We start from the raw sequence: 18,584 nt of genomic DNA, 5'->3' as shown, positions 1-18,584 counted from the left end.
CAGGGTCTGGTGCCGGTGACAGACTTCAAGTGCATTCCTTCCCGGCCCGGAAACCCTGGGCCTGAGGGTGATTCGCAACGGCCCAATTCAGAATCGAATGTGACCGTCCGCGCAAGGCCAAAGCAGCCCCTTCGGTGATCAAGGCTTGCCGTTGAACCACCATACACCGGGAAACCCGAGCGAATAGTAGGGCAGCTCTTCGGGATGCGAGAGCCGGTCCCAATAGGCAATTCGCGAGTTGCGCAGCGTGTAGGTGGGGATGACGAAATGATTGGCCAGCAGCACCCGGTCGAGCGCCCGTGCTGTCTGGATCAGCGTCTCGCGGTCCTTGGCGAAGGCAATCTTGCGCACCAGTTCATCAATGGCCGGGTCGGCAATGCCGGCATAATTGGCAGAGCCCTCCCGGTCGGCGGCCCTTGAGCCCCAGTACTCGGCCTGCTCATTGCCGGGCGAAAGCGATTGACCCCAGCCATTGTAGATCATGTCGAAGTCCCGCGATCGCAGCCGGTTCACAAATTGTGACGAATCGAGCACCCGGATGGAGACGTCGACGCCAATCCGCCGCAGGTTCTGGGCAAAAGGCAGGGCGACCTTTTCGATAAGCGGACCATTCAGCATGATTTCGAAGGTAAAGGGCTCACCGGTCTCCTCATTGACCATCTGGTTGCCGCGCAGCGTGTATCCGGCTTCGCGGAACAGCGACACTGCTTCGCGCAGGTTGGAGCGCATGTTGGCCTGGACATCCTGCTCCGTGCCGCCCACCGGGTTCTCATAGGGCGTGGTGAACACGCTCTCGGGAACTTCGCCCTCAAGCGATTTCAGGATGTCGAGTTCCTGGCCCTGAGGCAGCCCGGAAGAGGCCAACTCGGTGCCGAAGAAGAAGCTGTCGACCCGGTCATACTGTCCGAAGAAGAGGTTCCTGTTCTGATCCTCGAAATTGTAGGCATAGTTCAGTGCGCGGCGAACCCGTGGGTCCTTGAACTTGTCGCGGCGCAGATTGGGAATGAAGCCGACAAGAACCCCGCTTGACCGGTAGGCGTTTTCCGGAGTCTCCCGAATGATGCGGCCTTCCGTTGCCGCCGGGAAATCATAGGCATTGACCCATCGTTTGGCTTCGTTTTCCTGCCAGAAATCCACATTGTCTGATTTGAACGCCTCGAACTCGACATTGCGGTCGGCGAAATAGGTGTAGGTGATGCGGTCGAAATTGTTGCGGCCGATATTGACGTTGAGATCTGCACCCCAGTAATCCGCCACCCGCTCATAGGTCAGGCTTTCGCCAGGGCGGACATTGGCAATGCGGTAGGGACCCGAGCCCAACGGCGGTTCCAGGGTCGTCTCGCCGATGGCGGCCGTTTCGCCGTCGCGTTCCTGCCACCAGTGTTTGGGCAGGATGAGCAATTCGCCGACGATCTTGGGCAGCTCGAGGTTGTTTTTCTCATCAAAGGTGAAGGTGATCTCCCTCGGTCCGGTGATTTCCGCCTTGGTGACATGCCGGTAGTAGAATTCGCGCTGCGGATTGTTCGCCACCGTTTGCTCGAATGTCCAGACCACGTCTTCCGGCGTCACCGGTTTGCCATCATGCCAGCGGGCGCCTTCGCGCAGCCGGTAGGATACCCAGGAATAGTCATCGGGATAGCGGACGGCTTCCGCCAGCAGGCCATAGTCGGCGGAAATCTCGTCTTCCGAGGAGACCATCAGGGTTTCGAAGACAAGGCCCAGTCCAACCGCCAGATCGCCCTTGGCAGGCACAGGGTTGAGCGTATCGAAGGATCCGTCTTCCGACAGCCTCAGGGTGCCGCCCTTGGGAGCATCGGGGTTGACGTAGTCGAACCGCGCAAAGCCTTCCGGATATTTCGGCTCGCCGACAATTGCCGTTGCGTGCCGCCAGGCCGGTTCCTCGGCCAGAAGAGCAGGTGTGCTTGTCAGCAGCCAGGCGATCGCCAGCATGAAAGGGGCGGTGCGGTTGATCATCTTTGCCAGTCCTCCGGTAACCTTCATCGATCACAAGACAATAGGTCACTTGTGCGGCACTTGCAGGGGCTCACGCGGATTTCTGTCTCAATTCATAAAAAAAGCCGGGCTCAAGGCCCGGCTCCTTAAATCCATGCACGCATCACTCGCCCGGCAGAGGCGGCGGCGTATCTGCAACGGTGCGGAGATAGGCGATCAGATCGGCCCGTTCCTCGATCTTCTTCAATCCCGCAAAGCCCATTGAAGTACCAGAGATGTACTTCTTCGGAGCGGCGAGGAAATTGCTCAGACGCTCATAGGTCCATTCCACGGAGCCGCCTTCCGAATATTCAGTCAGAGCTCCGGAATAATTGAAATCGGCATGGGTTGCGACCGGACGGTTGACGATGTTCCAGAGGCCGGGGCCAACCTTGTTGGCGTTGCCGGCGTCATTGGTGTGGCAGGCCGCGCACTTCTTGAAGACGTTCTCACCCTTTGCAGGGTCGGCGCTGGCCAGCAGCGGCTCGATCAGTTCCGGTGCGGCTTCTTCGGTAGGTTCCGCGGCATCGCCGCCGCCCTCGGCAACTTCAATCATGAAGCCTTCGGTTTCCGGTTCGGCGGCATGGTAGATACCATCCGAAACAATCGAGAGTGTCATCAGGATGAACAGGAGGCCGAGAAAGGCGCCCGCCGCCGAGTTGAAGTATGAGGAGTTCATGTTCCGTCGCTCCGTTTCGGTTCGGCTTCCGCCCAGTTATCCGCAATATCCGAACCAGTCTTGAAATCGCGCGGAACCTATGTCTTTTGCAAGTTCGTTGCAACACCGTTTGTAACGGGGGCAGTGAGACTTTTTGACACTTGCGCCGCAAACCGAGGGATTGGACGCGCCATGGCAGCAGGTTCGGAGCATACACTCGTCATTATTCCGGCCCGATTGGCGTCAGCCCGGCTGCCCAACAAACCGCTTGCCGACATTGCCGGCGAGCCGATGGTGGTTCGCGTGGCGCGGCAGGCAGCGCTCGCCGATGTCGGACGCGTCGCGGTCGCTACTGATTCGCTCGAGATTGCGGATGTCGTCAGAGCCGCCGGCTTTGAAGCGGTGATGACCCGCGACGATCATCAGTCCGGGTCGGACCGTGTGTTCGAGGCGGCAACGATCATGGATCCCGATGCGAAAGCCGGCATCATCCTCAATGTGCAGGGCGACATTCCGGCAATCGAGCCGGAAACCATTCGCCGCTCAGTCCTGCCGCTTGCCGCTTCTGCGGCAGATCTCGCCACGCTTGCCGTCGAGATTGTCGATGAGGCGGAGAAGACCAATCCGAACATCGTCAAGGTGATCGGTACTCCGATCGGCGACGGGCTGCTGCGTGCACTCTATTTCACCCGGGCCACGGCGCCTTACGGCGAAGGCCCGCTCTACCACCATATCGGGCTTTATGCCTGGCGCCGACCGGCGTTGCAGCGCTTCGTGTCGCTCAGGCCGTCGACGCTGGAAAAGCGCGAATCGCTCGAGCAGTTGCGGGCGCTCGAGGATGGCATGCGCATCGACGTGGCGATCGTTGACTCCGTACCGCTGGGTGTCGATACTCCCGCCGATCTTGCGCGCGCCCGCCAAATCCTGGCACCGAAATAGGCGCGTATCTCTCAAAACGGACAGACCTGATGACCGCTTCCACCAACCGCATCGCCTTTCAGGGCGAGTTTGGCGCAAACTCCGACATGGCGTGCCGCGACATGTTTCCCGCCATGGAGCCCTTGCCCTGCGCCACCTTTGAAGACGCCTTCAATGCGCTCGCCCAGGGGGAAGCGGATCTGGCAATGATCCCGATCGAGAACACGATCGCCGGCCGGGTCGCCGATATTCATCACCTGCTGCCGGAATCGCAATTGCACATTGTCGGTGAGTATTTCATGCCGATCCATTTCCAGCTGATGGCGCTGCCGGGCGTCGACCGTTCGGAAATCCGCACTGTACACAGCCATGTTCACGCCGTCGGCCAGTGCCGCAAGGTGGTCCGCGCCAATGGCTGGAAGGCGGTCGTCGCCGGTGATACCGCAGGCGCTGCGCGGCTGGTCTCGGAGAGCAATGACAGGACGATGTCCGCGCTTGCACCGCGTCTTGCGGCCGAACTCTATGGATTGAACATCCTCCAAGAGAATGTCGAGGACACCGAAACCAATGTCACCCGCTTCGTGGTGCTGTCGCGGGAGGCCAAAATTCCGCCGCGTCCGGTGGCGGACGAGGTGGTCGTCACTACCTTTGTCTTCCGGGTGCGCAACATTCCCGCCGCGCTCTACAAGGCAATGGGCGGTTTCGCCACCAACGGCGTCAACATGACCAAACTCGAAAGCTACCAGATCGGCGGCAAGTTCTTTGCCACACAGTTCTACGCCGACATCCAGGGCCATCCGGACGAACCCCCGGTGGCGCGCGCCATGGAAGAGCTCGGCTTCTTTTCAAAGGAGCTGAGGATCCTGGGCGTCTATCCGGCCCATCCGTTCCGCCTGGCGCAGAACGGCTCGCATGCAGAAGAGGTCGAGGGCTGAACCGCAGGTTTACCTGCGCCAGTCCAGCCAGTCGCGCATCAGCCGGTGGGCGATAGCGCCGGGTGGCGGCGCCGAGGCATCCGCCTCGCCAAGGCTCGATGCCAGCATTGCCTCGGTCTCGGAGCGGTCGAACCAGCGGCAGTCTTCCAGCTCGGCCGTGTCGCGGGTGATCTTGAGGCTTTGCGCTTCCGCATAGACACCGATCATCAGGGAATGCGGCATCGGCCAGGGTTGGCTGGCGTGGTAGCGCACGCGGCCGACCTTGATGCCCGATTCCTCCATCGTCTCGCGGCGTACCGCATCTTCCATGGTTTCGCCCGGCTCGATGAAGCCGGCCAGGCACGAATACATGCCGGGCGGGAAATGCGGGCTGCGGCCCAGCAGGCAGCGATCGCTCGCCTCGTCGATGGTCAGCATGATCGCCACCGGGTCTGTGCGCGGAAACACCGTGTGGCCGCAACCCTTGCAGCGCCGCCGGTATCCGCCGGCTTCCGGCGTCATCGGCTCGCCGCAGCCGCCGCAATGCCGGTTGGCCAGCGCCCAGGACACCAGGCTGGTGCCTTGCGCATAGGCGCCAAGAGCTTCTTCGTCCATCAGGGCCTGACGATAGACCGACCGCGTGTCGATCGCCTTGAACGGCTCGGGCAGATCGTCGGGCTCGATACCCACAGGCATGGCAATCCGGGCAACGCCGGCCTCGTCCCAGCCGATCAGCACCGCATCGGCGTTCCGCGGCTGCATCAAGGCAAGGTCGTCGGCCTTCAGCAGGCCGTCGGGCGCGTTTCCATCCACCCGCATCGCCAGCCGGCCCTTGCTGATGGCGAAGTACCGCGTCGCAGGATCCTTGAGCGCGTCGCCGAGCTCTGTTTCGGTGCGGTGTTCGGAACGGCGGTCCAGCCGGTTGGAGGAAAAAGCCACAAGCCGGCTGGCTTCGCCATGCGGAGCATCATGGTCAAACAGGGAAAATGTCATATTCTAGAGGGCCTCGAGAAGTCTTTCAGTAAATTCGGCGCGGGCGCTTGTGGCCCAGGGTTTGGCTTGGCCGTGGCCCCAGACTGGTCCTGGCCACGCCGGATCGCCCTCGTCGCGGGCAATGATGTGAAGATGGAACTGGCGAACCTGGTTGCCAAGCGCGCCGACATTGATCTTCAGGCAGCACGAAGCCTGCTTGACCGCCTTGGCCGCGATCGCCGTCTCGAAGGTCAGCATGGTCTGGTCAAGCGGTGTCATCTCGAAAATCTCGGAAATGCCGCTGCGTTGCGGCACCAGCAGCACCCACGGCCAGCGCGAATCCTCCATCAGCCTGAGCTGGCAAAGGCCCAGTTTCATCAGCAACGTGCTGTCGCGTTCAAGGCGCGGATCGAGAACAAAATCGGACATGAGAACACCGCCGAACAAGGTTGAGGCGCAACTCTAGCAGTTTTTTTTGGCGCTGGCTTGCTTTTGCCTCACTGATTGACGATATGTGGCCTCGGGAGGTTGGTGGTGGACGAGCCACTCGCCAACCGGGTCAGGTCCGGAAGGAAGCAGCCCTAACGAGCCCGGCACGGGTCACCGTGCCAGCCTCCCACCCTTTCGCCCGTCCTGTATTGCTGTGCGCGCTCGAGCGGGCACGCGGGGGGCGCTGCAAGATCTTTTGCAGCCAACTGCCGACCCGTCATTGACGGGGTTCGACCGGGGTGCAAACATTCTCTTTGAATGGCCATCGGGCCAGCGCGAGGGCGGCACGAGGATCATGGACGAAACAACCGGCACGACCACAGTTTCGGCGGGTGCAGGCGCTGAGAACCAGGCGCCGTACCGGGTTCTGGCGCGCAAGTACCGCCCGAAGGATTTCACCGACCTGATCGGCCAGGAGCCGATGGTCCGCACGCTGACCAACGCCTTTTCCTCAGGCCGCATCGCTCAGGCCTGGATGCTGACCGGCGTCCGCGGCGTCGGCAAGACCACCACCGCCCGCATCCTGGCGCGAGCGCTCAATTACGAGACTGCAGAAATCGACAAGCCGACCATTGATCTGACCGTGCCCGGCGAGCACTGCCAGGCGATCATGGAAGGCCGCCATGTCGATGTCATCGAGATGGATGCGGCCTCGCATACCGGCATCGACGATATCCGCGAGATCATAGAGCAGGTGCGCTACCGCCCGGTCTCGGCGCGCTACAAGGTCTACATCATCGACGAAGTGCACATGCTCTCCAACCAGGCCTTCAACGGCCTGCTCAAGACGCTGGAAGAGCCGCCGGCCCATGTGAAGTTCATCTTCGCCACCACCGAGATCCGCAAGGTTCCGATCACCGTGCTGTCGCGCTGCCAGCGTTTTGACCTGCGCCGCATCGATTCGGGTCTGCTGGTGGCGCATTTCAAGAACGTCGCCGGCCAGGAAGGCATTGCGATCGACGACGAATCCCTGGCCATGATTGCCCGCGCCGCTGAAGGTTCGGTGCGCGATGGCCTGTCGCTGCTCGACCAGGCCATCGCCCATGGCGGCGGCAGCGTTGATGCCGAAGCGGTGCGCTCCATGCTCGGGCTCGCCGACCGCTCCCGCATTGTCGGCCTGTTCGGCTCGCTCATGGCGGGCGACGTGGCAGGGGCACTTGCGAGCTTCCGTGATCAATATGATTCCGGCGCCGGCCCGTCGGTGATCCTCACCGATCTGGCGGATTTCACCCATCTGGTAACGCGGCTCAAATTCGTGCCGGAAGCCGGCCAAGACCCTTCCCTGACCGAAACCGAGCGCGAAAGCGGCGCGGATTATGCGGCAAAGCTGTCGACCGTCATTCTCTCACGCGTCTGGCAGATGCTGCTCAAAGGCATCTCCGAAACCGACACGTCGAGCCGGCCAGCAGCGGCGGCTGAGATGGCCTTGATCCGCATTGCCCATGCCGCCAACCTGCCTTCTCCGGAAGATGCCTTGAAAGCCTTCCAGAATTCCGGCGGTGGCTCCGCAGAGGCCAGTGGACAGGCCTCCGGCAACGGACCATCCGGAGGCGGAGCGACGGCCCGCGCCGTCGGCGAGCGGCGGATGCCCCAGGGCGGTAACGGCGGCGGCGGGCAACCGTCCATGCACCTTGCCCATTCCGCCGAACCCTCCGTTGCAGCTCCCGCCGTTTCCGAACCGGTCGAGGAAGTCGCCATCGGTTCGCTCGAAGACATGGTTGCGCTTGCCGAAAAGCACCGCGACATCGCCATGAAGGTCCAGATCCGGACGGGCGTGCGGCTGGTCAGGATCGAGCCCGGCCGCCTGGAAATTAACCTGGCGCCCGATGCGAGCCCCAGCCTGCCCGGCGAACTGATCAAGAAGCTCGGCGACTGGACCGGCGCCAAGTGGTCGGTTGCATTGAGCCGCGAGGAGGGCGCGCCGACGCTGGCCGAGCGCGAGACTGCCAAGCGCGAGGCGCTCGTCAGCGACGCCCGCCAGGATCCCGATGTCGCCGCCATTCTGGCGCGCTTCCCAGGCGCCCGCGTCACCGATGTGCGCATCGCCGCACTCGAGGAAGACCTCGCAGCCGAGGCGCTCTCGCCAACCGAGGATGGAGATATCCTTCCGGAAGATCTCGAACCCGAAGACAGCTCGGACTGAGCGCGCATATCGCTCCGGCCGCGGCGGCTTGAAACCGGCAAACAACACTCGAACCGGCAAACAACACTCGAAAAGGAGACCTGGATGAAAGACATCATGGGTATGATGGGCAAGATCAAGGACATGCAGGCCAAGATGGAACGCATGCAGGAAGAGCTTGCCGAGCTGGAATGCGAAGGCGTGGCGGGCGGCGGCATGGTCTCTGTCCGCCTCACCGGCAAGGGCCTGATGAAGGGTCTCTCGATTGATCCTTCCATGTTCAAGGAAGACGATGTCGAGATCCTCGAGGACCTGATTGTCGCCGCCCACAATGACGCCAAGGCCAAGGTCGAGGCGATGATGGCTGAGCGGACAAAGGAACTGACTGCCGGGCTTCCGATTCCTCCCGGCATGAAACTGCCGTTCTAGGCCTTGCGCAGGGATCGGCTCTTGGTGAGGACAGACTGAAATGCAGAAGCGTGTAACCGGGCCGGAAATCGAGCGCCTGATCCAGCTGCTTGCGCGGGTTCCGGGGCTCGGGCCGCGCTCGGCCCGCCGCGCAGCATTGCACCTGATCAAGAAGAAGGATCAACTCATGGGGCCCTTGGCGCTGGCCATGAACGAGGCTTTCGACAAGGTCCGCATCTGCTCGACTTGTGGCAATGCCGACACCTCCGATCCGTGCACGGTCTGTACGGATCCGACCCGCGACCAGAGCGTCATCATCGTTGTCGAGGACGTCGCCGATCTCTGGGCGCTCGAGCGGGCAGCCGCGATGAATGCCGGCTATCATGTGCTTGGCGGTACTCTCTCACCGCTCGACGGCGTCGGCCCGGATGATCTGTCGATCGCAAAGCTTGTCGACCGCGTGGCGGCGGGCGGCGTCCGCGAGATCCTGATTGCTGTCAACGCCACCGTCGAAGGCCAGACGACGGCGCACTACATCACCGAGCAATTGTCCGGCTTCGACATCAAGGTTACCCGCTTGGCCCATGGTGTGCCGGTCGGCGGTGAGCTGGATTATCTCGACGAGGGCACGCTGGCAGCCGCCATTCGCGCCCGCACCGCCTTCTAGGAGACGTAACGATGCCGCGGTTTTTCAATCCCGACACCATGCCGAAACCGGCGTCCAACTATGTCCAGGCTGTCGAGATGGCGTCTCCCGGCCGCCGCCTGATCATCTCCGGCCAGATTGGCGTCACTCCGGACGGGGAGATGCTCGCCGGCTACCGCGAACAGGCAGGTCAGGCCTGGCGCAACGCCCTCGCCGGACTCGCCGCCTGCAACATGCGGATCACCGATATCGTGGCAATCCGGGTCTATGACGTGGCGCCGGGCAATGTGAGCGCCTACCGCGAGCTCCGGGACCAGTTTCTTGAGGGCCATGCGCCGGCCTCGACCTATGTCATCGTCGCGGGCCTCGCCCATCCCGACCTGTTGACGGAAATCGAGGTCGAGGCATTTTCTGAACACTGAGCAACCGGTTCTTCCGGCGCCATTTTCCCGACACGCCTGTCGGGTTAGGCTGGAGCCATGATTCGCGCCCTGTTTCTGACCGTCATCCTTGCTTTCTCCGTGACCGCTTTCGCGGTGCCAACGTCGCATGCCGCGACCAAGGCCGGGGTCGAAACCCAGTTCCGCCAGTGGCTTGAGGCTGACCTTTGGCCCGACGCAAAACGCGCCGGTGTATCCAAACAGGTATTCGACAGCGCTTTCGCCGGTGTCACTCTCGACTGGGATCTGCCGGATCTGGCGCCGCCGGGTTTCCCGAAACCAAAAGCCCGCGCCCAGAGCCAGGCCGAATTCCGCAGCCCCGGCGCCTATTTCAGCGAGAAGCGGCTTCAGGGTCTTGCAGCCTCCGGCCGCTCGCTGATGAACCAGCATGCTGGTTTGTTGCGCCGGATCGAGGAGCGCTACGGCGTCCCTGCCGCCATCATCGTCGCGGTCTGGGGCCGTGAATCGGGCTTCGGCCGGGCAAAGATCCCCCATTCCGCCGTACGGGTCATCGTCACCAAGGCCTTCATGTCAACCCGGCCCGAGTTGTTCCGCAGGGAAATCCTGGCTGCGTTGCAGATCCTTCAGCGCGGCGATGTTCCGGCATCCGCGCTGAAGGGGTCCTGGGCCGGCGCCATGGGCCAGCCGCAGTTCCTGCCATCAAGCTATCTCGACCATGCGGTCGATTTTGACGGCGACGGCAAGATCGATATCTGGAACTCGACCGCCGATTCGCTGGCCTCGATCGGAAATTACCTCGCGAAATCCGGCTGGGTGCGCGGCCGCGACTGGGGCTTTGAAGCGGTCATCCCGGAAGGGGTTACCTGTGCGCTCGAAGGTCCCGATCGGGCACGGCCGATCAGCGCCCTGACCGAGATGGGCATCATCCGCATTTCCGGCAGGCCGTTTCCCGAGCACGAGCGCCGCGCGCCCGGCATGGTCTTGGTGCCCGCGGGCATCTACGGCCCGGAATTTGTCGTCACACCGAATTTCTACGTTATCAAGGAATACAACAATTCCGATCTCTACGCCCTGTTCATCGGCAATCTCGCCGACCGCATGGCCTATGGTGGCGGCGCCTTTGTCACCCGCTGGCAGGACACCGGTGCGATGTTGCGATCCGACATCGCCCGCCTGCAGTCTTCGCTGGAAAGACAGGGCTATGATGTCGGCGGCGCCGATGGCCTGCCCGGCTACAAGACGCGGCGGTCGATCGGCGAGTGGCAGTCGAAAAACGGCCAGAAGCCAACCTGTTTTCCGACGGCGGCCCTGCTCAAGACCATCCGCTAGCCGTCCTTTGTCGAAAAAGGGCTGGTAGAAGCGCAATTCATCCAGGCATCAATAACATTGAACCTCCCCGGCGAAATCGAGGTTGCTTTTGCCTGCCCGCCGCCCCTACAGATTTGCATTGGGCTGACGCGGCGCCTATCTGTGGCGTCTGTACACGAATGGAGAATGACATGATCGAGAAGCGCGAGTTTTACATCAATGGTGCATGGGTTTCGCCCAGCAAGGCGCGGGACTGCGAGGTCATCGATCCTTCAACGGAGGAAGCCTGCGCGGTGATCTCGCTCGGCTCGAGCGAAGACACCGACAAGGCGGTCGCCGCCGCTAAGGCAGCCTTTGACAGCTGGTCGCGGACCGATCCCGAGACCCGGCTCGGCTACGTCAAGAAGATCCGCGAAGTCTATGCCGAGCGCGCCGAGGACATGGCCCAGGCCATCAGCCTGGAAATGGGCGCGCCGATTGCGATGTCACGCTCAAGCCAGGTCACGTCCGGCACCTGGCACATCGACAATTTCATCACCGCCTTCAAGGACATCGAATTCATCCGGCCGCTCGGGTCGCATGCCCCCAATGACCGCATCGCCATGGAGCCGATCGGCGTCGTCGGGCTGATCACGCCCTGGAACTGGCCGATGAACCAGGTGACGCTGAAGGTCATCCCGGCGCTGCTCGCCGGCTGCACCATGGTGCTCAAGCCGTCCGAAGTGGCGCCGCTGTCCTCGATCGTCTTTGCCGAGATCGTCCATGCCGCGGGCGTGCCGGCCGGTGTGTTCAACCTCGTCAATGGCGATGGTGTCGGCGTTGGTACCGATCTTTCGACCCACAAGGATGTCGAGATGATCAGCTTCACCGGCTCGGCCCGCGCCGGCGCCGCCATTTCCAAGGCCGCCGCCGACACCTTCAAGCGCGTCTGCCTGGAACTCGGTGGCAAGGGCGCCAATGTGATCTTTGCCGATGCCGACGCCAAGGCGGTCGAGCGTGGCGTCCGCCATTGCTTCAACAACACCGGCCAGAGCTGCAACGCACCGACCCGCATGCTGGTCGAACGCCCGGTTTATGACCAGGCCGTCGAGAAGGCCATCGAGGTTGCCGCATCGACCAAGGTCGGCTCCTCGCATGATGAAGGCAACCATATTGGCCCCGTGGTCTCTGCCGCCCAGTTCGACAAGATCCAGGGCCTGATCCAGACCGGCATTGATGAGGGCGCGCGCCTGGTCGCTGGCGGCACCGGCCGACCGGAAGGCTTCAACCGCGGCTATTTCGTACGCCCGACCATCTTCGCCGACGTCACCAACGACATGACCATTGCCCGAGAGGAAATCTTCGGCCCGGTTCTCTCGATCATTCCCTTCGACAACGAAGAACATGCCGTCGAGATCGCCAATGACACGATTTACGGCCTGACCAACTACGTCCAGAGCCAGGATGGTGCCAAGCGCAACCGCATGGCCCGTCGCCTGCGGTCCGGCATGGTCGAAATGAACGGCAAGTCACGTGGCGCTGGCGCGCCCTTCGGCGGCGTCAAGGCCTCCGGCCGCGCCCGCGAAGGCGGCGTCTGGGGCATCGAGGAATTCCTCGAGGCCAAGGCCATCTCCGGCTGGGACAGCGACGTCAACTGATCCAGTGCCTGGTCAGGCACTCTCGCTGCGGCTCGTTCCTGATCGGGGCGGGCTGTAGTCATTTCTAGTCTCTAGTCTGAAAACCCGATGCTCGCGCCGTTCTGCAAGGTCTTGCTTGGCGACTGGCCGTATTTTGCCTTGTAGATCTGCGAAAACCGGCCGAGATGGGAAAATCCCCAGCGGGTCGCCACTTCGGTCACCGAGGCTCCAGGCGCGCCCGCCATCAGTTCCTCATGCACGCGGCGCAACCGTTCCGATCGCAACAGCGCCATCGGGCTGGTGTTGCGGAAATTGCGGAACCCGAGTTGCAGCGAGCGTGCCGTGACCCCGGCAGCATTGGCGATGTCATCCAGCGAGATCGGATTGTCGAGATTGCTGCGGACGAATTCCTCGGCCTTGCGCACGTGTCGAGGCGCCGCCGAAGAACGCGTCGGCCTGAGATATCTGGAATAATTGTGCTTTCCGGCTTCGAGAATCCCGGACAGGATCACGGATTCGAGCTGGCGGGCCAGCAGGCCGCCTGACGAGAGCATCACCTGCCCGTTGTCGGCCTCTGTCACCAGGTGCATGATCAGGCCGTAAAGTGCGGCACCGACATCGCTGGTCAGGTCCAGCGGTCCGGAGAAGGTCAGCGGCTTGCTGGCGCCCGAACCGAGAAGCTGTGACAGATGATCCTGCAAGGCTTCGCGCCCGACCTTGACCAGGATCTGCCGGCAGCCCTCGTCCCAGATCATCGTGGTCGGCAGATGCGGGTTCAACACCGCCGCCTTGTCCGGGCAGGAGTAATAGTGGTCCGGCCCGTTGCTGATAGCTGCGCCGCCCGAAAGCGGGATCTGCAGCAGGTAGAAATCCTTGAGTTCGCCGGGCGCGATCAGGGTCTTGGCGCCGTACTGGATGTAATTCAGGGACAGCCGCTCGCCGCTGACATGATTGTGGCAGGCATCGAAACTGCCGCGCCCGATCATGTCCAGCCGGTGCGGGCAGAACACCCGCGCAACCCTTTCGCGCGCCTCATCGAGATCGCTGCTTTCGAACAGGCTGAACCGCGCCAGCGGGCGCGGGGTCATGGGATCAGGCAACATCAGCGCTCCCGACACCGTTGTTGGCAAACATGCATTTGCATGAAAGCACGTTTTTGTCCGCAGCGATAGAAATTTTCGTTTTGCGGATAGTCAGCGCTCAAACCGGATGGCGGCCCGGTTTGATTGGCCCAAACTTCTCTTCAACGAAAAGGGGAGAACGCCGATGCGAGGACTGGACAGGAAAGTGGCGATTGTGCCCGGTGGCGCGACCAAGATAGGCGCAGCCATCGTCAAGGCATTCCGGAATGCAGGCGTTCAGGTGATGATCGCCGATATCAATGCGGAAGCGGGCGAGGCGCTGACTGGCGACGGCATCGCCTTTCAGAAGACCGATCTGCGCGACGACGCCCAGATCGCCGCTCTCGTCAAAGCCACGAAAGAGAAATTCGGACGCATCGATTTCCTGGTCAACGTCGCCTGCTCCTATCTCGACAATGGCGTTGAATCGACCCGCGCCGAATGGCTGGAAAGCCTCGACGTCAACATTGTCGGCTCGGTCATGCTGATGCAGGCGGCACGATCCGAACTCGCGAAAAACAAGGGCGCCATCGTCAATTTCGGCTCGATCTCGGCCCGTGTCGCCCAGACCGGCCGCTGGCTCTACCCGGTCTCCAAGGCCGCGATCCTGCAGCTGACCCGCAACCAGGCGATGGATCTGGCGCCCGAAGGCATTCGCGTCAACGCGGTTTCACCCGGCTGGACCTGGTCCAACATCATGGACGAGCTGACCGGTGGCGACCGCGCCAAGACCGACCAGGTCGCCGCACCCTTCCATCTGCTTGGACGCACCGGCGACCCGGAAGAGGTCGCGGCATCGGTTCTCTTCCTCTGTTCGGACGAGGCCAGCTTCATCACCGGAACCGACATCCAGGTTGACGGCGGCTACACCGCCATGGGCCCGGAGCGCGCGGCGCCGGCCATACCGCTTCTGATGGAATAAAACCAAAAATGGGGAACAACATGAGAAAGATCACGATTATCGGCGGCGGCCAGTCCGGCCTGCAACTTGCCATCGGCCTCATCAAGGCCGGAAATTCGGTGCGCGTCGTCCAGAACCGCACCGCCGAGGACATTGCCACCGGCAAGGTCATGTCGAGCCAGTGCATGTTTCACAATTCGGTCGAGCATGAACGCGAACTGGGCATCGACTTCTGGGCCGACACCTGCCCGCCGGTCGACGGCATCAATTTCCAGGTACAGGCGCCGGACGGCTCCGGCAACAAGGCCATCGACTGGACCGGCAAGCTCGATAACAGCGCCTATTCGGTCGACCAGCGGGTCAAGATCCCGGCCTGGATGGCCGAATTCGAGCGCCTCGGCGGCACGCTGACCATCAAGGATGCGACGATTGCCGATTTGGAACACTACAGCCGGCAGGACGATCTGGTGATCGTCGCCTCGGGCAAGGGCGACATCGGCCGCCTGTTCGAGCGCGACGCGGAAAAATCACCCTACGAGACCCCGCAGCGGGCCCTGGCGCTGACCTATGTCACCGGCATGACGCCGCGCCCCGAGCACTCGGCGGTTTGCTTCAACCTGATCCCCGGTGTCGGCGAGTATTTCGTTTTCCCGGCGCTCACCACCTCCGGCCCCTGCGAAATCATGGTGTTCGAGGGTGTGCCGGGCGGCCCGATGGATTGCTGGGCGGATGCGAAGACGCCGGAACAGCATCTGGCGACATCGAAGAAGATCCTCGAGACCTTCCTGCCCTGGGAAGCCGCGCGCTGCGAGAGCATCGAGCTGACCGACGACAACGGCATTCTCGCCGGGCGTTTCGCACCCACAATCCGCAAGCCGGTCGGAACACTTCCCTCGGGACGCCAGGTTCTCGGCCTCGGTGACGCGGTCTGCCTCAATGATCCGATCACCGGCCAGGGCTCCAACAACGCCGCCAAGGCCGCCGCGGTCTATCTCAAGCGCATCATCGCGCATGGTGACAAGCCGTTCGACGCGGCCTTCATGCAGTCCACGTTCGACGAGTTCTGGGACTACGCGCAGTGGGTGGTCTCCTGGACCAACATGATGCTGCAGCCGCCGCCGCCCTTCATCCTCAACATCATGGGCACCGCCTGCGCCGAGCCGCGTCTGGCGCACCGCATGGCCAACGGCTTTGACGACCCGCGTGATTTCTTCCCCTGGTTCGCCGATCCCGATGCGGCAGAGGCCTATCTCACCGAGCTCAAGGCGGCGTAAGATGGGCATGGGCATCGATCACGCCACATTCCGCGCGGCCATGGCCCGCTTTCCCGGGGCGGTGACCATCATCACCGCCCGTCACGGGGACGAGCGGCGCGGCATCACGGCCACGGCGGTCTGTTCGGTCTCGGCCGAACCGCCGAGCCTGCTGGTCTGCGTTAACCGCAAGACCGGCACCTGTGCGGCCATCCGTGAAACCGGAACCTTCAATGTCAATCTCCTGCCTGATCCCGCCAGCCCGCTGGCGCTGCGCTTTGCCGGCGCCGATGGGATCACCGGCGAGGACAAGTTCGCCGAAGGCAATTGGGTCGAGGATGCGCGCGGCCTGCCTCTTCTCAGCGAAGCACTGATTGGCTTTTCCTGCGACGTGTCGGAAATGCTCGAGGCCGGCAGCCACACGGTGTTCATCGGCGAGATCATGCAAATCCGGATCAGCGAAGGCGCGCCGCTGGTTTATGGCCAGTCCCGCTTTCACCGGCTCGAGCCGCTCTGACAGGCCAACCGCTCAGCGGCGGCGATGGGTCGCCGCCACCCGTGACACTTCCTCGTAGATGCCGGAAAGCAGATTGAGTGTCTGCGTGGCCGCGCGCAACCGCTCGGCCAGGTCCGGCACGTCGGCAACAGCCGCGATCAGCAGGCGCCGGCGCAAATCTCCATAGGCTTCGGTGACTGAGCGGCCCTTCTCGGTGACCTGGTAGGTCACGCCCGAGCGGCCGGAGCCTTCCCGGAGAACCAGATCTGCACTTATCAGCTTGCGCAGGCTGTACTGGATGTTGGGGACATCATCCCGGTTGGTCAGCCGTGCCAGGTCCTTGATCGTCTTCGGACGCTCGTTCATCCGGATGATGTGCAGCAGCGCATTCTCGGGGCCCGAGGCCGCGACATCCACGACGCCTGCGAGGCATTCCGATTGCCATCGGCCGAAGCCTTCGAAGGTGCGCATCAGCGCAAACTCCAGTTCCGTCGTGCTGACCTCGACATCGCTCTTGGCCAGGTGCCAGCGATAGTCAAGTTCGCGATGTGCCGGTTCGTCTTCGGGTGGCTTTGGGCCGTTGCTCATCAAGTGCTCCTTAAGTCCTGATAAATTTTACTCCTAAAACATATTGACGCAATCGCATTTTTAGATAGAGTTTCTATCATAAATTAAAACCAATAAAGGAACAGCGACTATGACAAGGAACATGATGCTGGCGGATGACCGCTTTCTGCTCGGTACATTCTCGTCGAACTGCTCATCGGGAATGAGCGTGACCAAGGTTAAGGAGCGATGGGTCAACTCCTGGGAAAACAATCTCGCCCTCGGCCGCCTGCTCGATGACGCGGGCATTGATTTCATGCTGCCGATCGCCCGCTGGATCGGTTACGGCGGCGAGACCGATTTTCACGGTGGTGTGCTCGAGACCATGACCTGGGCTGCAGGGCTGCTGGCGTCCACGAAAGACATCTCGGTGTTTGCCACCATTCACACCGCGGCCAATCACCCGGTGGTGGTTGCCAAGCAGATCGCCACGATCGATCATATCGGCAACGGCCGTGCCGGGCTCAACATCGTCGCAGGCTGGAACAAGCCCGAATACGAGGCGCTCGGTCTGAGCCTGCCCGACGACCACGAAACCCGCTACGGCTACGCGCAGGAATGGTTTGACGTCGTCCGCAAGCTCTGGGCTTCGAAAGACTATTTCGACTGGGACGGAAAACACTTCCAGCTCAAGGGCGTGCACGGGGATCCGCTGCCGGTCCGCGGCGATGTTCCGATCATCAATGCCGCGGGTTCGCCGCAGGGCAGGGAGTTTGCCACCGACAACGCCAACTTCCTGTTCACCCCGGCCATCGACCTGGCCCGCTCGACCGAGGAGATCAGGGAACTCAAGGACCAGGCCAAGGCTAAGAACCGCAAGGTCGATGTGCTGACATTCTCCCATGTCATCTGCCGCCCGACCGAGGAAGAGGCGCTTGCCTATCTGGAGCATACCGCCAAGACCAATGCCGACTGGGAAGCGGTCGACAATCTGGTCCGCCTGCAATTCGCCCATGCGCACAGCTTCCCGCATGACCTTCTGGCGCTGATCCGCGACCGCTTCGCCATGGGCCATGGCGGTTTCCCGCTGATCGGCACTCCCGACCAGGTGGCCGAAGGCATTCTGTCGCTGCATCGCGCAGGCTTCGCCGGCACCACCCTGTCCTTTGTCGATTACGTCAAGGAATTCCCCTATTTCCGCGACACAGTCCTGCCGAAGCTCGATGCCGCAGGCATCCGCTGAGCGCGAGGGAGGCGTGGACGCCGTCATCGAGCGTCTGCCCTCCGCCGGCGAATTCCGCGATGCCATGCGCAATTTCGTCGGGAATGCCAGCGTCCTGACCGCGGGCAGCGGTGACGACCGGTCGGGACTGGTGGTGACGTCCGCCATCTCGCTGTCGGCGGATCCGCCGCTGCTGCTGGCCTGCGTCAATCGCTCCTCATCGACCTGGCCGCTGATCGAGCGATATGGCTGTTTTGGCTGGTCGGTGCTTGGCGCGGGTCACCAGGCGGTCGCTGAACGCTTCACCGGCTTCGGTGGCGCCAAGGGCCCCGAGCGATATGCCGGGGCGTCCTGGGTCACGGCAAGAACCGGCGCATCGCTGCTCGAGGACGCGGTGGTCGGCATCGACTGCACGGTCGAGGAGATGATCGACCGCGCCACCCATTCGATCATCATCGGCCGGGTGCAGCAGATCCGGACCCGCCCCGGCCAGGGCGCGATGATCTACTGGAACGGCGCTTTCCGCGGGTTGGCGGACTGACACTATTGGACCGGCGGGCAAAGGTTCCGCCGGTTCCACCTCCGGGCTTTCTGCTGGCTT

Annotated in this window: 19 protein-coding genes and 1 other RNA gene; 14 read left to right on the top strand and 6 right to left on the bottom strand. The window is 62.5% G+C overall.

The features are described from left to right. Nucleotides 1–138: 138 nt before the first annotated feature. Both SPHINGO391_RS22270 and SPHINGO391_RS22265 read right to left on the bottom strand, forming a co-directional pair. Nucleotides 139–1,974 carry an extracellular solute-binding protein gene (locus SPHINGO391_RS22270; RefSeq protein ID WP_193217381.1) on the bottom strand — a complete coding sequence of 612 codons (1,836 nt, stop codon included), beginning with the start codon at nucleotides 1,972–1,974 and terminating at the stop codon, nucleotides 139–141. 142 nt (nucleotides 1,975–2,116) lie between these two features. After that, nucleotides 2,117–2,671 carry a cytochrome c family protein gene (locus SPHINGO391_RS22265; RefSeq protein ID WP_152010891.1) on the bottom strand — a complete coding sequence of 185 codons (555 nt, stop codon included), beginning with the start codon at nucleotides 2,669–2,671 and terminating at the stop codon, nucleotides 2,117–2,119. 171 nt (nucleotides 2,672–2,842) lie between these two features. On the opposite strand from SPHINGO391_RS22265, the gene SPHINGO391_RS22260 reads away from it, so the two are divergent. Both SPHINGO391_RS22260 and SPHINGO391_RS22255 read left to right on the top strand, forming a co-directional pair. After that, nucleotides 2,843–3,589, top strand: a complete 747-nt coding sequence (locus SPHINGO391_RS22260) for a 3-deoxy-manno-octulosonate cytidylyltransferase (protein WP_152010890.1) — start codon at nucleotides 2,843–2,845, stop codon at nucleotides 3,587–3,589. Between the two features lie 29 nt (nucleotides 3,590–3,618). Beyond that, nucleotides 3,619–4,503, top strand: coding sequence for a prephenate dehydratase (locus tag SPHINGO391_RS22255; RefSeq protein ID WP_152010889.1), 885 nt, complete (start codon nucleotides 3,619–3,621; stop codon nucleotides 4,501–4,503). Nucleotides 4,504–4,512: 9 nt separating this feature from the next. Here the strand turns inward: SPHINGO391_RS22255 and nudC are convergent, their stop codons facing one another. Continuing rightward, a complete protein-coding gene (gene nudC, locus SPHINGO391_RS22250; RefSeq protein WP_152010888.1) occupies nucleotides 4,513–5,475 on the bottom strand; it encodes an NAD(+) diphosphatase in 963 nt (320 codons plus the stop codon). A 3-nt stretch (nucleotides 5,476–5,478) separates the two neighbouring features. Then, nucleotides 5,479–5,883 (bottom strand): HIT family protein, encoded by a 405-nt coding sequence (locus SPHINGO391_RS22245; protein ID WP_152010887.1) that lies wholly within the window; start codon nucleotides 5,881–5,883, stop codon nucleotides 5,479–5,481. 94 nt (nucleotides 5,884–5,977) lie between these two features. Between SPHINGO391_RS22245 and ffs the strand changes: the two genes are divergently transcribed. The 7 genes from ffs to SPHINGO391_RS22210 all read left to right on the top strand — a co-directional run bounded on the left by ffs (nucleotide 5,978) and on the right by SPHINGO391_RS22210 (nucleotide 12,465). Beyond that, an RNA gene (gene ffs, locus SPHINGO391_RS22240) (signal recognition particle sRNA small type) lies at nucleotides 5,978–6,074 on the top strand. 164 nt (nucleotides 6,075–6,238) lie between these two features. Then, nucleotides 6,239–8,086 carry a DNA polymerase III subunit gamma/tau gene (locus tag SPHINGO391_RS22235; protein WP_152010886.1) on the top strand — a complete coding sequence of 616 codons (1,848 nt, stop codon included), beginning with the start codon at nucleotides 6,239–6,241 and terminating at the stop codon, nucleotides 8,084–8,086. An 84-nt stretch (nucleotides 8,087–8,170) separates the two neighbouring features. Next, the gene (locus SPHINGO391_RS22230) at nucleotides 8,171–8,494 is read left to right on the top strand and encodes a YbaB/EbfC family nucleoid-associated protein (RefSeq protein ID WP_152010885.1); all 324 of its coding nucleotides are present in this window, start codon (nucleotides 8,171–8,173) and stop codon (nucleotides 8,492–8,494) included. 40 nt (nucleotides 8,495–8,534) lie between these two features. Then, nucleotides 8,535–9,140, top strand: coding sequence for a recombination mediator RecR (gene recR / locus SPHINGO391_RS22225; protein ID WP_152010884.1), 606 nt, complete (start codon nucleotides 8,535–8,537; stop codon nucleotides 9,138–9,140). A gap of 11 nt (nucleotides 9,141–9,151) precedes the next feature. Then, on the top strand, nucleotides 9,152–9,541 hold the full coding sequence (locus tag SPHINGO391_RS22220) for a RidA family protein (RefSeq protein ID WP_152010883.1): 390 nt from the start codon (nucleotides 9,152–9,154) through the stop codon (nucleotides 9,539–9,541). A 57-nt stretch (nucleotides 9,542–9,598) separates the two neighbouring features. Next, a complete protein-coding gene (locus tag SPHINGO391_RS22215) occupies nucleotides 9,599–10,849 on the top strand; it encodes a lytic murein transglycosylase (RefSeq protein ID WP_152010882.1) in 1,251 nt (416 codons plus the stop codon). A gap of 170 nt (nucleotides 10,850–11,019) precedes the next feature. Continuing rightward, the gene (locus tag SPHINGO391_RS22210; RefSeq protein ID WP_152010881.1) at nucleotides 11,020–12,465 is read left to right on the top strand and encodes an aldehyde dehydrogenase family protein; all 1,446 of its coding nucleotides are present in this window, start codon (nucleotides 11,020–11,022) and stop codon (nucleotides 12,463–12,465) included. A gap of 71 nt (nucleotides 12,466–12,536) precedes the next feature. On the opposite strand, the gene SPHINGO391_RS22205 is transcribed toward SPHINGO391_RS22210, so the two are convergent. Further along, on the bottom strand, nucleotides 12,537–13,547 hold the full coding sequence (locus SPHINGO391_RS22205; RefSeq protein WP_152010880.1) for an AraC family transcriptional regulator: 1,011 nt from the start codon (nucleotides 13,545–13,547) through the stop codon (nucleotides 12,537–12,539). Nucleotides 13,548–13,710: 163 nt separating this feature from the next. On the opposite strand from SPHINGO391_RS22205, the gene SPHINGO391_RS22200 reads away from it, so the two are divergent. From SPHINGO391_RS22200 to SPHINGO391_RS22190, 3 genes are read left to right on the top strand one after another with little or no spacing between them, the layout of a single operon-like run. After that, nucleotides 13,711–14,487, top strand: coding sequence for an SDR family oxidoreductase (locus SPHINGO391_RS22200; protein WP_152010879.1), 777 nt, complete (start codon nucleotides 13,711–13,713; stop codon nucleotides 14,485–14,487). A 20-nt stretch (nucleotides 14,488–14,507) separates the two neighbouring features. Then, nucleotides 14,508–15,740 (top strand): styrene monooxygenase/indole monooxygenase family protein, encoded by a 1,233-nt coding sequence (locus SPHINGO391_RS22195; protein WP_152010878.1) that lies wholly within the window; start codon nucleotides 14,508–14,510, stop codon nucleotides 15,738–15,740. Between the two features lies 1 nt (nucleotide 15,741). Next, a complete protein-coding gene (locus SPHINGO391_RS22190; RefSeq protein ID WP_244615322.1) occupies nucleotides 15,742–16,236 on the top strand; it encodes a flavin reductase family protein in 495 nt (164 codons plus the stop codon). Nucleotides 16,237–16,248: 12 nt separating this feature from the next. On the opposite strand, the gene SPHINGO391_RS22185 is transcribed toward SPHINGO391_RS22190, so the two are convergent. Continuing rightward, nucleotides 16,249–16,803 (bottom strand): winged helix DNA-binding protein, encoded by a 555-nt coding sequence (locus SPHINGO391_RS22185; protein ID WP_152010877.1) that lies wholly within the window; start codon nucleotides 16,801–16,803, stop codon nucleotides 16,249–16,251. A gap of 109 nt (nucleotides 16,804–16,912) precedes the next feature. Here SPHINGO391_RS22185 and SPHINGO391_RS22180 point away from each other — a divergent pair, with 109 nt between their 5' ends. Together SPHINGO391_RS22180 and SPHINGO391_RS22175 are read left to right on the top strand one after the other, a co-directional pair. Then, entirely contained in the window at nucleotides 16,913–18,004 is a 1,092-nt protein-coding gene (locus tag SPHINGO391_RS22180; RefSeq protein ID WP_210385810.1) for an LLM class flavin-dependent oxidoreductase, read from the top strand. Next, the gene (locus SPHINGO391_RS22175) at nucleotides 17,985–18,524 is read left to right on the top strand and encodes a flavin reductase family protein (RefSeq protein WP_152010876.1); all 540 of its coding nucleotides are present in this window, start codon (nucleotides 17,985–17,987) and stop codon (nucleotides 18,522–18,524) included. Before SPHINGO391_RS22180 ends, SPHINGO391_RS22175 begins: the two co-directional genes overlap by 20 nt. Nucleotides 18,525–18,584 lie beyond the last annotated feature (60 nt).

This window comes from Hoeflea sp. EC-HK425 (genome assembly GCF_902498795.1).
GTDB lineage: Bacteria > Pseudomonadota > Alphaproteobacteria > Rhizobiales > Rhizobiaceae > Hoeflea > Hoeflea alexandrii.
This window is presented reverse-complemented; position numbering and strand designations above follow the sequence as displayed.